14 protein-coding genes are annotated in these 14,852 nt (G+C 28.8%); 8 read left to right on the top strand and 6 right to left on the bottom strand.

Annotated elements, in window-relative coordinates; all coding sequences use genetic code 4:
* Positions 1–55: 55 nt before the first annotated feature.
* Positions 56–3,115, bottom strand: coding sequence for a hypothetical protein (locus EXC44_RS01440; RefSeq protein ID WP_129621290.1), 3,060 nt, complete (start codon positions 3,113–3,115; stop codon positions 56–58).
* Between the two features lie 223 nt (positions 3,116–3,338).
* Between EXC44_RS01440 and EXC44_RS01435 the strand changes: the two genes are divergently transcribed.
* The 5 genes from EXC44_RS01435 (at position 3,339) to EXC44_RS01415 (ending at position 7,565) form a co-directional block, all read left to right on the top strand.
* Complete coding sequence (locus EXC44_RS01435; protein WP_129621287.1) at positions 3,339–3,533, top strand: hypothetical protein; 195 nt, start codon at positions 3,339–3,341, stop codon at positions 3,531–3,533.
* 168 nt (positions 3,534–3,701) lie between these two features.
* On the top strand, positions 3,702–4,199 hold the full coding sequence (rplJ, locus tag EXC44_RS01430; RefSeq protein WP_129621284.1) for a 50S ribosomal protein L10: 498 nt from the start codon (positions 3,702–3,704) through the stop codon (positions 4,197–4,199).
* A gap of 36 nt (positions 4,200–4,235) precedes the next feature.
* Positions 4,236–4,607 (top strand): 50S ribosomal protein L7/L12, encoded by a 372-nt coding sequence (gene rplL / locus EXC44_RS01425; protein WP_099309194.1) that lies wholly within the window; start codon positions 4,236–4,238, stop codon positions 4,605–4,607.
* 263 nt (positions 4,608–4,870) lie between these two features.
* A complete protein-coding gene (locus tag EXC44_RS01420; protein ID WP_165001836.1) occupies positions 4,871–6,751 on the top strand; it encodes a S8 family serine peptidase in 1,881 nt (626 codons plus the stop codon).
* Positions 6,744–7,565 carry a hypothetical protein gene (locus EXC44_RS01415; protein ID WP_129621278.1) on the top strand — a complete coding sequence of 274 codons (822 nt, stop codon included), beginning with the start codon at positions 6,744–6,746 and terminating at the stop codon, positions 7,563–7,565. The genes EXC44_RS01420 and EXC44_RS01415 overlap by 8 nt, the downstream gene beginning before the upstream one ends.
* Positions 7,566–7,607: 42 nt before the next feature.
* On the opposite strand, the gene EXC44_RS01410 is transcribed toward EXC44_RS01415, so the two are convergent.
* Positions 7,608–8,627 (bottom strand): nicotinate phosphoribosyltransferase, encoded by a 1,020-nt coding sequence (locus EXC44_RS01410; protein ID WP_268811786.1) that lies wholly within the window; start codon positions 8,625–8,627, stop codon positions 7,608–7,610.
* Between the two features lie 131 nt (positions 8,628–8,758).
* On the opposite strand from EXC44_RS01410, the gene EXC44_RS01405 reads away from it, so the two are divergent.
* Together EXC44_RS01405 and EXC44_RS01400 are read left to right on the top strand one after the other, a co-directional pair.
* The gene (locus EXC44_RS01405; RefSeq protein ID WP_129621275.1) at positions 8,759–10,828 is read left to right on the top strand and encodes a PTS fructose transporter subunit IIABC; all 2,070 of its coding nucleotides are present in this window, start codon (positions 8,759–8,761) and stop codon (positions 10,826–10,828) included.
* Positions 10,829–10,830: 2 nt separating this feature from the next.
* Complete coding sequence (locus EXC44_RS01400) at positions 10,831–11,742, top strand: 1-phosphofructokinase (protein ID WP_129621272.1); 912 nt, start codon at positions 10,831–10,833, stop codon at positions 11,740–11,742.
* A gap of 32 nt (positions 11,743–11,774) precedes the next feature.
* Here the strand turns inward: EXC44_RS01400 and EXC44_RS01395 are convergent, their stop codons facing one another.
* Genes EXC44_RS01395 through efp form a run of 3 tightly spaced genes read right to left on the bottom strand, consistent with a single transcriptional unit; the run spans position 11,775 to position 12,960 of the window.
* Positions 11,775–12,086 (bottom strand): hypothetical protein, encoded by a 312-nt coding sequence (locus tag EXC44_RS01395; RefSeq protein WP_129621269.1) that lies wholly within the window; start codon positions 12,084–12,086, stop codon positions 11,775–11,777.
* Complete coding sequence (locus EXC44_RS01390) at positions 12,086–12,397, bottom strand: MMB_0454 family protein (protein WP_129621266.1); 312 nt, start codon at positions 12,395–12,397, stop codon at positions 12,086–12,088. Before EXC44_RS01390 ends, EXC44_RS01395 begins: the two co-directional genes overlap by 1 nt.
* A complete protein-coding gene (gene efp / locus EXC44_RS01385; RefSeq protein ID WP_120160862.1) occupies positions 12,397–12,960 on the bottom strand; it encodes an elongation factor P in 564 nt (187 codons plus the stop codon). Before efp ends, EXC44_RS01390 begins: the two co-directional genes overlap by 1 nt.
* 127 nt (positions 12,961–13,087) lie before the next feature.
* Here efp and EXC44_RS01380 point away from each other — a divergent pair, with 127 nt between their 5' ends.
* On the top strand, positions 13,088–13,501 hold the full coding sequence (locus EXC44_RS01380; protein WP_120160864.1) for a hypothetical protein: 414 nt from the start codon (positions 13,088–13,090) through the stop codon (positions 13,499–13,501).
* Here the strand turns inward: EXC44_RS01380 and EXC44_RS01375 are convergent.
* Positions 13,449–14,681, bottom strand: a complete 1,233-nt coding sequence (locus EXC44_RS01375; protein WP_129621263.1) for a hypothetical protein — start codon at positions 14,679–14,681, stop codon at positions 13,449–13,451. The genes EXC44_RS01380 and EXC44_RS01375 overlap by 53 nt on opposite strands.
* Positions 14,682–14,852: the final 171 nt, after the last annotated feature.

Below are 14,852 nucleotides of genomic sequence, written 5' to 3'. Positions count from 1 at the left end.
TCTTTTAAAAATTTAAACAACAAAATAATCCATATTATGATGGATTATTTTGAATTTAAGCTGATTGAGCTCCAGACTCCTGGGTATCTTTATCTAGGTTTGCTTGATCTTTAAGAAAGGTTAAAGATCATTGCACGATACGAGCTTTATTTAAATAAGTGTTAAAGTATAATTTAGTGATTTTTTCGATATCTTCATCACTTATTTTAGCTTCAGTTTTAGCATAGTTATCAACAAAGTTTTTAGCTTTAGTTTTAATGTCAGTGTACGTTTGGGTTAATTGGGTGTTTTCATGTCCTTCTGTATTTAATTTAACAGCTAAATCTTTGACAAAAGTTTTGTTTGTATCTTTACTATATTCATCACCATGTACACCAAAGATTTCTTTTTCAATTTTTCTAATATGTAATGCTTCAGAATTATCATGTTTTAAAGAAGCATAAGATGGATTTGACGCACTATCTACATTTTCTTTTAATAATTCTTTAGCTACTAACCAATCTTTATCTTCAGTATTGCTATTTTCTTTACCTTTTAAAGTTGTTACGTCAGAAATACTTAAAAGAGCTGCTACTGTATTACGTAATGGTAAGATATCTTTTGCATTAGTATCTGATAACTTTACAAAGTTATCAGTAAGGTGTTTATATAAACGATCCAACATTTTTTGGTGATTCTCTACTTTATAGTAATTAGCTTCGTTAGCTGGTTCGGTGTTAGTATTATTAGTCCAAAAATTATCTTTAAATTTTTTATCATTTTGTCCTGATATTTTCGTTTCACCTTTATAAGCAAAGATTTTTTCAAAAATTTCATCAAAATTAACATTTCAAGTACTATTAGAATTATTATTTATAGTATACAAGATACTAAAAATAGCTCTAACTTTAGCAACATTTAAATATGTATTTAAATAATCATCAACATATTTTTTGAGTTTCTCTTCTTCTAAGGTTCCATCTTTACGGTAAGTATTGACAAAACTTCGAACTTTATCTTGAATTTCTTTTTTGATTTTTTCCATACCTTCAGTAGTAGAAGATTCTGTTTTATTAATATCATTTAATAAAGCAGTTTTAAGTTTTTCTATATAGGTATTTTTATCATTGTCAGATTTATCACCATCAACACCAAGAAAATGAGATTCAAGTTTTCTTAAACTAAGTTCACCGTTATCTTTTTCATTATCATAACCACTTGCACCTTCTTTTACTAAATTTGAGTTAATTTTTCATTCAGAAGTATTATCACTACCTTTTAAAGTATTAATATTATTAATTCCCAAAATAGCTGCCATGAAGTTTCTTAGAGGTAAGACATTTTGAAGTTTTAAAGTTTCAAAATGTTGTGAACTTAATAAAGTATCTTTATATAACTCTCTAAGTTGGTCTTGGAATTTATAATAGTTAGCTTCTGCTTTAGGATCAGATTTATTTGCATCAGCTGACCAAGAAGATTCTACTTTTTTACTTTCGTTTTGGGTTACTTCATTAGTTGTCGGTTGTTGGCTGTTTGTTTGAGAATTTGTAACTTCAGAATTTTGCACAGTGTTTTGTGCTTTTTCACTCTCAGCATTCTCAGTTTGAGTGCTTTGGCCTTCAGGATTTTTTACTGATCCACTTCTACTTCTATTACTTTCTACTTCTTGTTGTTGATTTGTTTGTTGTGTATCACTAGATGGATTTGATGAAGTTTGGTCTTTGTTATTACTTGTTGAATTATCTGGACTAGTAGTTGTTTGAGTTTGAGAGGAATCACTTGTCTTGCTTGATGAACCAGATTCAGCATTAGCATCACTTTGAGTATTTTCCTTGTTTTGAGTTACTTGTGTATTTCCATCAGTATTTCCTCCTGATGTTCCTCCATTATTTTGGGTATTGTTTGCATCAGGATTTTGAGGTTCAGTACTTTTGTTCTCTTCTTCTTTTGGTTGCTCGGTTGAAGGAGTAGTTGTAGTTCCTGGCTGACTTGAGCTACCTTGTTGGTTTGTGCTGTCATTTGAAGGAGTAGTTCCTTTAGGAACCTGAGTTTCTTGGTTATTTTGCGTATCTTGAGAAGGCGCTGCAGGCTTAGCAGCAGGAATAGTTAATGAATCATAGTATTCTTTATTATCATATTTATATTTGATTTTTAACACTCTAGTTTCAGTATTAAATTCAGCTATAAATCTTTTTTTATTGTTATTTACTGCTGTTCCTTCAAGTTTTGCTACTTCAAAAGTTTCTTTTAGTTTTAAAAGAGCTGTCTCAGGTTTACCACCTGATCCTTGGATTGAAAGGTATACTTGTTGGTTTGTTTCATTATTAGGACCATAAATTTGCATTTGTTTTAATCTTTGGTCATTCTTTTGTGCATCTTTTGCTAAATATTCTTTTAATAATTTATCAAATCTAGCTCCTAAGTCATCAGCTTCACTAAATTCAAATAAATTTAATGTCACAGGATTTGCTGGATCACCACCAAATTGATCAGTACCACCAAAGTTAGGTCCTGTGTTTCTTTGTGGTTGCTCAGCTTCACCAGTTCCTTGATTATTTTGAGTTTGCTCTTTTAGATCAGCAATTTTTGCAACTAGTTGATTTAATAATGTTTTTTCACTAGTTAATTTATCTTTAACATTTTGTTCAAGATTATTAAATGCATTTAAAGCATTATTAACATTAGTTTCATCCTCTAATGCAAGAGTATCTATTGTTTTAGCTAAAACAGTAGCATGAGTATTTTTAAAATTATTAGCTGCTGCTTCAGTTTGATCAGGAGCAGGTGCTGGAGCTGGTTTGTTTTGTGCTTGTTTAAGCTCCAAAATCTTAGCATTTAAATTATCTAATAAGGTTTTTTGGCTTGTTAAATTATTTTTAACAGCTTGCTGTAATGAGTTATAGGCATTTAAAGCAGCTGTAACCTTAGCTTCATCAGGTAAAGTTATATTACTTATAGTTTTATTTAAAACTTCGGAGTGAGTTGTTTTAAAACTATTTGCAGCTGTAACATTAGGATCAGGTTGAGGCGTAGGCTCAGGATCTTTTGGTTTTTGCTGTGAAGTACAACTTACAGCCCCTAAGGTTGTAATTGTTAAAATATTTGTTGTTATAAGTGTAAATTTACGTAATTTCATTATTTGTTTCCTTAATATTTAACTAAAATATAAATTAAGGATATTGTTAAATTACTGTATGATTTAACACAATTTAGAAAGAAGGACAAAATTATTGAATTCTAATATGTGTTAAAATATTGCATTAAGAATTTAAAATATCCTTAACTTTATTTTAATATATATATATATATGGACAGAAAGTCAAAGACTTGGTATGTAGTTTGGGTGGTCAAGTAATAAGGTGGGATATTTTAAATTTAATATACTAAAATATAAATTTATTTTTAGTGCTACAAATAGTGAACGAAAGTTTAGGGTGTTACTTAGAGAAGTTGAAATAATCACCCAAGAAAGATGATTTTTAATATCTGGAAACATTTCCACATTTTTAGGTGATATTTTAGGTTTATTGCAGTATTCTGATAATGCCTTTTAAAATATTTTTAATTTTTTTATTTTTTCTTTTTAAAAAATCCATTATAATAATCCAGCAATGCATAAAGACAGCAACTGCTTTATCTTACTTTAAAGCTTAATACGTTGCCTAGTGTATGTCTTCATTTCTAGTATTGCAAGTAATATAATATTTTGAAAGGGGGCTTAAATGGCAGAATCAAAATTCAAAAAAGCTAAAAAGGAAGTTGTTTTTGAAATTTCTAAAAAAATTCAAAATGCAGTCGCTGTTGCTTTTGCTGAGTATCGTGGTTTAACAGTAGCTGAATTAGAGGAATTTAGATTAGAAGCAGCTAAAGTTGGTGTTGAAGTAAAAGTTTACAAAAACCGTTTATTTAAAATTGCTGCTGCAAACAATGGATTAGCTGATTTAAAAGAACATTTAGTTGGTCCTAATATCTTCTTGTTTTCTAACAATGATGGTATGTCTGCTGCTAAACTATTAGTTTCATTTGCTAAAAAACATAAGCTAATGGTAATTAAAGCAGGAACATTCGAAGGTAAGGTTATTGATGCACAAGGTGTTAAAGATGTTGCAACTCTTCCTACTTATGAAGAAGCGCTTGCAATTCTTGCTCGTTCAATGATGTCACCTTTACAACAATTAGGACTATCACTTAAGATGTACAGTGAAAGTCAATCAGAATAATTTTATTAATAATAATATCAGAAAGGAAATTTAATTATGGCTAAATTAACCAAAGAAACATTTATCGAATCATTAAAAGAAATGTCAATTAAAGAAGTAATGGAACTTGTTGAAGCAATGAAAGAAGAATTTGGAATTGACCCTATGGCTGCTATGGCTGTAGCAGCTGCTCCAGCTGAGGGTGCTAGTGAAGAAAAAACAAGTGTTAAAGTTGTTTTAAAAGCAGATAACGGTAAAAAAATTCCAGTTATCAAAGCAGTTCAAGCAGTTCTTGGTCTTTCATTAATGGATGCTAAAAAAGTTGTTGATGCTTTACCAGCAGTTATTAAAGAAAACATTAAACCAGAAGAAGCTGAATCAATCCGTGCTACTTTAGCTGAAGCGGGTGCTGAAGTTTCAGTTGAATAATTTACTTGACAATAATAATATATAAAACTCAAGCCTAGCTTGAGTTATTTTTTTATGAATTTTATAGATTTTGAAATACAACAATGGTAATTAATTACTAAGATATATATATATATATATATCTTTGGCTATTTTTATAAACCTTATTATATATTATAATAATTGTGTGGCCTTTTTTTAAATAAAATTAAGCTGCACAATTTAAACAAAATTACTAATATAAACCGAAAGGATATAACAAAATGTTCTTTAAGACAAGAAAAATGCTATTAATATTTTTAAGCTCGTTAGCTGCAGTTAGTATAGCTTTAGTCCCTCATAATAAAATTGTAAAAGAATATATAACTAATAATTATTGGTACAATAAATCAAAAAATGAAAAAATAGTTGTTAGGGAACAAATGGTAAGTATAGAAACCTTGGCTAACGGAGAAATCCAAGAGACACCTATTAATAATAATTTTGAATTAAAATTAATACTAAAGCCAGGATCAGATGTTGAGGATACTGATTTTTTCCAACAGATAAATAGTGAATTTGTGGGAAAAATTGTAAATAGTAAATTAAAATTTAGTAAGCATATCCAAAGTAGGATATTGCCAATTGTCTTTTTTTACTTTGAAAATGAAGATGACCGTGAAAACTTCGTAAATAAAATTAAAGATTTTGAAGAAGTTTTCCAAGTTATTGTTTTTAAAAATGAATTAAAGTTTGAAAATGTTTGAGGAAATGATCCTAGTTTTGAATATTATCGTAGAACACACTGGTACCTCAATCTTGCTCCAACAAAAAGCTTGAATAATTTTAAGGAATCAATAAGTAAGAACCTTGAAATTGTTAAGGGACAATATGGAGCATACAATACTAAAGTTGGAAAAATTGGAATTATTGAAGTAGGAAAAAATAAATATGATACTAAATATTCTGAATTTTTTAGAAACGGAATAAAAATAAATGAAAATGATATTGCTAAACAACTCGGAAGTGATCCAGATTATCATGCAACTATAGTTGCTATGATTGCAGGTAGTCAATTTGGTGCTGATAAAACTTCATCAGTTTATCTTTCTAAATTTCAAAATCATGGTGAATGGCAAACTGTAATTGAGAAAATGATTTTAGATGACGGGGTAAGAATTATTAACCACAGCTATGGCCTAGATATTCGCAAACCCGGATATTATACATTATATGATGAGGATGCGTATTATTTAGATTATATAGCACGCAAATATGGAGTTATTAACTTTATTTCAGCTGGAAATGATGGTAATAAACAACATCACCAAATGGGCAGTGGCAAATTATCATTTAACTCAATTGTTGTTGGTGCTTTATCTGATAAAGCAAAAGTTAATAATGTATCTAAAAACAAAACTGCGGGCTATACTAATTATAAATTAGAAAAAAAATTTTCAGAACTTGCAAAACCTTTATTAGTTTCTCCTGGAAGTTTTTATAACCCTTATTATGAAACATGAATGAACAAAGAAAATTATGAGTATAGAAGTGGAACCAGTTATGCAACACCGCTCGTTGTTGGAGTAGTTTCAAGTTTTTTAAAAGCATATCCAGGAATAGACACTAGTGAATTTAGAATTCCTATTATAAAAACAATTTTATCAACTTCAGCAGTAACCCCTAAATTAGACGGGTTAAAATATAAAAGAAGCGGATATGAAGAAAAATTTGGTGCAGGTACCCTTGATGGAGTTGCAATGCATGAAGCAGCTAAAAACTACAGAACAGTCAGTGTAACTTCTGATAATTTTAATGAAATTGTACTTACAAGTAGTTCAATTTTTGTTGACACTAATCAAACTCTAAAAGTTTCTAGTTCATGATTGTTTAATGCCGGTATTTTAAAGAAAAATAAATCAAAACTTGAGTTCTACGAAGCAGTTAGAAGACAAGGAGGACATTGGTTTACTAACTATGATTTAATTCTTGAGTTTCAAAACCCAAATGGACAATGGGAAGAAGTAAAGAGAGTTGATTCTATTAATAGTAATAATGAACTGTTAGAATATAAACCTACTAAATCAGGAACATATAGATATGTTATTAAAAAATATAAATCAGTTAACTTTAGCAACTCAGTTGATGACCTACTTGCAGTGACACATGTGGTAAGAAATGACTAAAATTAAAAAAATATTAATTGGATTAACAACCGTAGTTATTCCTTTTTCTCTTTTTTCTTGTTCAGATGTAAAAGAAAATAAGAAACACGAAGATATTTCACTTAAATTATTACCTGACTATAAATTAAAAACTGAAGTTTCCCAAAAGGCAAACAAAATTTACTTTGAACTTAGCAATAAATTTGACAAAATATCAAAAGTTAATCATTTATCTATAGATAGCAGAACAAAGGAAATTGCTAGAAAAATAAATCAAAAAAATGGTCAGCAATGAGAATTTACGTTTTTTGATCATGTGCAAAAGCCACTTTATGTAAAAAATTATAATGGCTTTAACAGTAAAATTATTAAAATATCTTCTAAAGAAGAATTTGACAATATTATTGTTAAAAGATACAAAGATTTAAATTCAGTAGATAACTATACTCCAGTTGAAAGCGATATTGTTAGTGAATTTGAAAAAAGGTTTTTAAATTCCCAAAAAGTTTCTAATCTTTTAGAAACAAATGATCTTTATATTTTACATGCAGATGAAAAAGAAAATTTTAGTTATTTTATAATTCCATTTATGTCAAATGATTCGCTCGAACTAAATATTATTGACGATGGATCAATTTATAGGGTTTTTGATATAACAGTTTCAGGACAACTTTGGAAATCATTCATACTACCTAAAAAGCAAAATTTCAAAATTAATACTTATTTTGCAGATAATGAATTCCCTATTACAGGGTCAGCATCAGAAGCTAAAGAATATTATGATAAATTAAATAAATGATATAACGAAGAATTTAAAAAATTTTATAAAGATTAATAGTATATTCTAAAGTATTTGTATTTAGTGCAAATACTTTTTTTATTTTTGATATTTAATTAATTTAGGATTAAAACGATATTTACGACCTTCTTTAGCTTCGGGATTGCCATTTAAAAAAGTAGCATCAGCAGAAAATGTGTGGGTTAGTTTAAAAATACTTTGACCTACTCCATAATAATCAACTGGAACATGTAGTTCTTCAAATTCTTTAATCTTAGTTTCATTAAAACCAGATGAAACTACAATTTTTCATTGCTTTGCACCAGCTTGATCTAAAACATTTCTAAGTCTAGTAATTTGTTCAGGATTAACACCATATTGAGGTTTTTGGTGATCAAACATATGGTCTGACATATTTTTTGAAGTATCGACTCGTACTCCTCAAACTTTGTTACCTAATGTATTTCAAAGTTTGAGCGAATCTTGAATTACATTATTATTATAATCAACTAAAGCAATTAATTTGCGATTTGGAAAAGTTTTTAAAAAAGCTTTTGCAGCTGCTACTACATCACCATTAAATCCTTGGATTAAGACATGAGGCATACTGCCAAATAAATTTTCATCCACAACTAAATCACTTGTTTTTTGAGCCAAAGTAGAAACTAACTTAATGCCACCAAGCCTTGCAGCTTTACCATCAATTTCTTGGTTAATATAATGATCAGCTCTATCACCCATAAAAATAATTTCTTTACCTCTTGCAGCTCTAACACACCTAGCAGCATTTGAAGCTATTGATGAATAGCGGCTTAAAATTCCATCAATTACTCCTTCTCAAAGACCAAAATCATGGTAATGGCCTTCAAGTTCTAAAACAATATCTAAATTATTTATTTTGCTTCCTTCCGGAAGATATTTAATTGAATATTTGCTAGTATCAGTATTAGCTTCAAGCAAAGCTAATACATCATTAATTCCTCCAAGGATACAATCATCTTTACGTTGGAAAAATTGCATGACGATAACATTATCTGGTTTTTCTTTGGCTAAAATTTCTTTGGTAGTCGAAAAGTAAGCCGCAGTATATTTTTCTAACTCCATAGTCTGCTCCTTTATAAAATTGTAACAAATATTATAACAGAAAAATTAAAAAACAAAATATGGAATTATTTCCATGTTTTTTAAGATAAATTACAAACTTGAAGTTATATTATAATATAATATAAATAGATACAACGAAAGGACTTATGAATATTAAATCATTATTTAAAAATAAAGATACAATTTATTTAGATCAAAACTTTATTTCTAAGGACGAAGTTTTAAAGTTTTTTGCTAATGAACTTGTATCTAAAAATTATGCAATAGATTCATCAAAAATCTATGAACTATTTTTAGCTCGTGAAAAACAAAGTTCAACTGGAATTGGTGATTTTATTGCAATGCCTCATCTTGGAGATGAGGCGATGAAGCAAAGTACATTATTATTTGCAAGGGTAAATAATTTAGACTGAAATGCTTTAGATCAAAAACCAGTTAAATATATCTTTGGAATTGCTTTATCAAAAAACCAAAGAGAATCAGGTCATATTGAAATAATGCAACAATTATCATCATTACTTTTAAAACCTGAATTTATCGCTAGTTTAGATAAAGTTAAAACTAGTGAAGAATTTTTAGACTTATTTGATGCTTTTGAAACTAAGGATGTTGCTGAAACAGAAGGACAAGAAGGAACATATGATATTGTTGCAGTTACCGCTTGCCCTACTGGAATTGCTCATACTTTTTTAGCGAAAGAAAAGTTATTTGAGCAAGCTAAAAAAATGAATTTACGTATTAAAGTTGAAACCCAAGGTGCTGAAGGGGTGAAAAATGCCTTAACCACAAAAGATATTGCTAATGCTAAAGGAATTATTTTGGCAACTGACAGGGAAATTGAAAAAAGTAAATTTGCTAATGCTACAAACGTATTAGAAATTTCAACACAAAAAGCAATTTATAAAACTAAAGAACAAATTGAACAAGTATTAGCTAATAAAGGAACTAAAGTTAAAGTAGGCAAAGCAAATGATGAATCATTTGCTGAAATGTCTTTTGATGGTTTTGTTGGAAAACTAAGACGTGCTTTAATGTCAGGTATTTCTCACATGCTTCCATTTATTGTCTTTGGTGGAATTTTATTAGCAATTGGATTTTTATTAGACATTATTATCGGAGGAATTAATAAAACTGATATTAATTCACCAGTGTTTTTAAGTAATTTTGGATTTAATGCACCAATATCCAAAATTGTGTTTGACTTAGGTAAAATTGGACTTAACTTAGCTGTACCAATTTTAGCAGCTTATATCACTTATGCTTTAGTTGGACGGCAAGGATTATTACCAGGCTTTGTTGTTGGTGCAATAGCTAGTGGCCAATTAAGTTCAACTTATGGCTTTTTAAATGGAGCTATAAAAGCTTCGAACGTTGCTAATCCAGAAGCTTTTGCTGGCACTGGATCGGGATTTATCGGAGGAATTTTAGGAGCATTTTTTGCTGCTGCAATGGTAATAGTTTTCTCAAAATATATTTTTGGCAAACTTCCTCAAACCATGCAAGGGATTAAAAATATTTTATTTATTCCATTGCTTGGAACCTTAACTATTGCAATACTATTTTGAGTTGCAAATATTGCACTAATCTTTGTTAACTTAGGATTAGTGTTATTCCTTGGATTATTTGAAGCAAATCCTAAACTTGCTTGAATTTTAGGCTTAATCCTAGGTGCTATGATGGCAATTGACTTGGGTGGGCCAGTTAATAAGGCTGCTTATATCTTTGGAACTTTAACTATTGCTGGTGGAAAATCAAGTGTCTCAATGGCCGCTGTAATGGCTGCCGGTATGGTTCCACCACTTGGAATTGCACTATCAATGTTTATAAGTAAAAAACTTTGAACTAAAGAAGAAATTAACTCAGGTAAATATTCAAATATTCTTTTTGGTATTTCATTTATTTCTGAAGGAGCAATTCCTTATACTTCAAAAAATCCTAAAGTATTAGTTCCATCAAACGTAATTGGTGGAGCAGTAGCGGGAATTTTATCAGAATCATTAGGAGTAAATATTATTGCTCCACATGGTGGAATTTTCGTAGGATTTTTAGCAAGAAGTAATTTATTTAGTGACTTTGGAACTCAAGTTGGAATGGGTATTGTCTTTTGGATTTTAGCGATTCTAGCAGGAGCAATGGCACAAGCTGGAGCAATTATTTTCTTTAGTAAACTCAACCAAAAACACCCTAATTGACTTAGATTAAAAAGAGCAAAATAAACGTGATTTATACTTTAACACTCTCTCCATCTTCAGATTTATTAATCAAATCTGAAGAATTCTCTTTAGAAAAAGTTAACCGTTACCAAAATTATCAACTTTTACCTGGTGGTAAAGGTATTAATGCTTCAATTATTTTAAAGCGCCATAATTTTGATAACATTGCTTTCAGTTTATTTGACTTAAATACTTTTAATAATTTTCAAGAATTTTTTAACAAAGAAAACTTGAAAATTGAAAATATTAATCATCCTGAATTAACTAGAATTAATATTAAGTATTATGGCAATCTAAATAGCTTTGAACTAAATGGACCTAAAACTAAGTTAACTAATGAAATTAAACAAGCAATTTTAACTAAGCTTTCAAGACTTAATAAAAACGATTTAGTTATGATTATGGGCTTAAGTGATGAAAGTTTTTTAACTGAAATTTTAACAATTTTATTTAAAAATAATACCCAATTTTTATTAGATATTGACTCAGCTAATTTAAAAGACTTTTTAGCCTTTAAACCATTTTTAATTAAACCTAATTTTGATGAATTAACAAGAAATTTCAATTTAACAATTCATAGTGAAAAAGATTTAATTAAAGCAATGGAAAATCTTCAAAGTTTTGGAGCTCAAAATATTATTGTTTCAATGGATAAGGATGGAGCTTATTTATTAACTGATAAAAAACAAATCTTTAAAGCTACTGTACTTAAACCCCTTGAAGTAGTTTCGGCTACTGGAGCTGGAGATAGCATGATCTCATTATTTAGTGCAAAATATCTAGAAACTAATGACCCAAAACTAGCTTTTAGCTTTGCTAGCGCTGGAGCAATGGGGACTGTTAATAGTTTCCATGTTGGCAATCTAGAAAAAACCAACAAGTATTTAAGTAACGTGAAAATTAAGCAAATTAAATAAAATATCTGGCATTAAAGCCAGATATTTTCAGTTTAGACTAAATAAATCACAATCCCAATTGTTAATAAAAACACTAAAAGTCCTGCGATAAAATACCATTTTAACTTACTAATAATTTGTTCTCTTTTAATTTTATCAAAAGCTAGTTTATTAATTTTTAAATCGTTATTATGGATTTGGAATTGTTGTAATTGTTTTTGTAATTTTAAAAGTAAGTCTTGGTATTTTTGTTTTTTTGCATTTAAATATTTCTTTTTGGAAAACTTTTTAAGCTCAGCTTCAATTTCTCGTAAAAAAAGCAATCTTAAGATTGCATAGTCATGTGCTTGATTGCTTTGTTTCATTAGAAAGTACCTAACAATACAACTTGGATATTTTTAGGTTTTTTAATAATTAATTTCTTAATCTGGTTTTGTAGTGAACTAACTAGTTCTTTAATTAAACTAGCTTGTGCATCAAGTTTATTTTTACTAATTTTTAAATCTAAAATAACTTGAAGCTCATTATGATCTTCATCAACTTTAATAGATGATGAAGAGAGCATTTTAAAATATTTAGTTGCTTTAATGGTATTTGTTACAACATCATTGATGGCTGATTTACTAACCATGTAAACTTGGTTAGAATGATATTTAACATTAATTCATTCTTGCATTATTTATTACTTTTCCCAACGTATTTTCCAGTTTCAGTAGAAATTATAATAAGATCACCTTCTTTGATAAACATTGGTGTGTCTAATTCAAAGCCAGTTTCTACAATAACTTTTTTTTGTGGATTAGTTGTAGTATTTCCTTTAACTGCATCTGGAGCATTAGTAACTGTTAAAGAAACGTTGGCTGAAAGTTCAATGTCTAAGACTTCGTCTTGGAACTTACGGATTTGTACTTCCATTCCTTCTTTTAGGAAATTAATTTCTCACTCAACACGTTTGAGTGAGATTTCAATTTGTTCATATGTTTCTTTATCCATTAAAATTATATTTTGTCCATCGCTATATAAATAATCCATTTTACGTTTATCAATATGAGCAGGTTTTACTTTATCACCACCAGTATAGGATTTAATGGTAGTTGATCCAGTGCGAAGGTTTTTAACCTTGGCTTTAACATTGGCTTGGCCACGACCTTGTTTTGAGTGTTGTGCTTCTAAGACTACAAAGATCTCACCTTCGTCTTGGAATGTGATTCCTGGTTTAAATTCGTTAACATTAATCATAATTCCTCGCTTTGTTTTTAATATATTATTTTTTTATTATACTACAAAATTTTCGTTTTAGATTTCAATAGTTCGTTTTTTGTTCAGAAAGATAAATTTCTTTATTAAATAAGTGAATGGAGCATTAATGCACAGAATTGAAATGTTTAGAATTTACAAACCAAAAAGAAATTTACAAGATGGTATTAAGAAATATGCTAAAAGACCTTGTGAATTATTAATTTCTTTAGTAGACTTAAAAGATGAAGTAATCTTTGGCACAATTTGTTTTGACACAACATGTCAAAATCTTATAAGACTTTTTGAATCAAAAGATTATCCGGATTTAAAACTACATTTAGATAAATTTTATAAGATTGCTAAAACCACTTTAAGCAAAAATATTAATTTATATAAATATCAAAAGAAAGTAATTGAGATTACTGAAGATAAACAAGTTGAAGTTTTAAAGAAACTGCAAGGAATATTTGAAAATAGACATTCAAAATTTAGTTTAACTTATATATACAAAAAGAACCAAAAACCAAGTTTATTTTTTTAATTAAAAAGCATAAAAAATGTTTGGAACTATCCAAACATTTTTTATATGGATTATGCTCTGCGCTAGGACTAAAGAATTTAACTTCGACAACTGCATGGTCTAAATCACCTGTTACTTTTGATTTTTTCTCTTCTGGTGCATTTGATTTAAAGTATGATTGTCATTCAGTTGAACCCATTGGAAGATTATTATTATGCGGTAAAAAATAATGATTATTATCAGTAAAACTGTTAGTTCTTGCAGTTTCACTAGTTAAAGTATTTTTTTGCGATACTCATTCAACTTTCATATATTTAGCTTTAACTGGTTTAAATTCAATGGCAAAGGCGGTGATGTTATTTGTTACCCTAATTATATTTCTAGCTTTTGACTCTTGGAAGGTAGTTGAATTTTGGTTTCCAACGGATGAATCATGAATATTAATATAACCAGAATCTTTATCAATAGCATTAGCTTGAATAAAATCAGTATCAAAGCGGTGTGTTTGATTTAATACTGGGGTTCATTGCTCTCCATCTTGAGAATAAAAAAGCTTAAATTCTTTAGGAATTGAGTGGTTAGGTTGTTTACCATTTCCGAAATTTTTATTCGACCCAGATGTTCTTACATAAAGTTCTACTTTTGATCATTCTGCTTCAACTGCTTCAGTGTCGTTGGTGGTAGATTGGCTATCTGATTGTGTTGTAACTTGTGTAGCGGCAGTTGGATTAGTTTTATAAAAGACTAATTTATTATCAAGATCTAACCCAACATGTTCTCATTGTTCGATTCTATTTTGTTGATCAAGATTATTATCTGTTAAAACATTTAGATTTTTGCTTGCTTTTGCAGTCCCTTCAAAAGTGAAATTTTTACCTGATCTTTCTTTATCTACTTTAAGGTTTTGAATCATGTCAGGATTTCGATCAACATGGTTTGAACCATTAGTTCTAGTAGAATCAGCATCAATTAAAGTCATTGTAGCAATTGCTTTAATGCGTGATTGTTCATAAGTAGCATTTGAATTTCTTTCAACTAAATGATAGGTAACAGTATTAGTGTTACTACTACTATCATTCTTACTATTACCAGTAATTTTAGTAGTAGTATCAACTTTTCACCAATCTTGTTTAGAATTATCATAAGCAGGTAAACTAGATAAAGTGGTGGCCCCTTTTTTACCAGTTACAAAATGACGCACTATTTCTTGTTTAACATCATTTTCTTTAACTAAAGTATTTTTTGAGTATTTGGTGTTTAATTATTGTGAAAAAGATAGGTCATAATTTAACCACATTAATTAACACTTTAAATTATGTTATAATTTATATATAGAATTTTTAATGCTATTTAAACAATTAAATATATTTTT

This window comes from Mycoplasmopsis bovirhinis, from assembly GCF_900660515.1.
Classification (GTDB): Bacteria; Bacillota_I; Bacilli_A; order Mycoplasmatales; family Metamycoplasmataceae; genus Mycoplasmopsis; species Mycoplasmopsis bovirhinis.
Note: the sequence above shows the minus strand (reverse complement) of the source record. Positions and strands in the feature narration are given on the sequence as shown.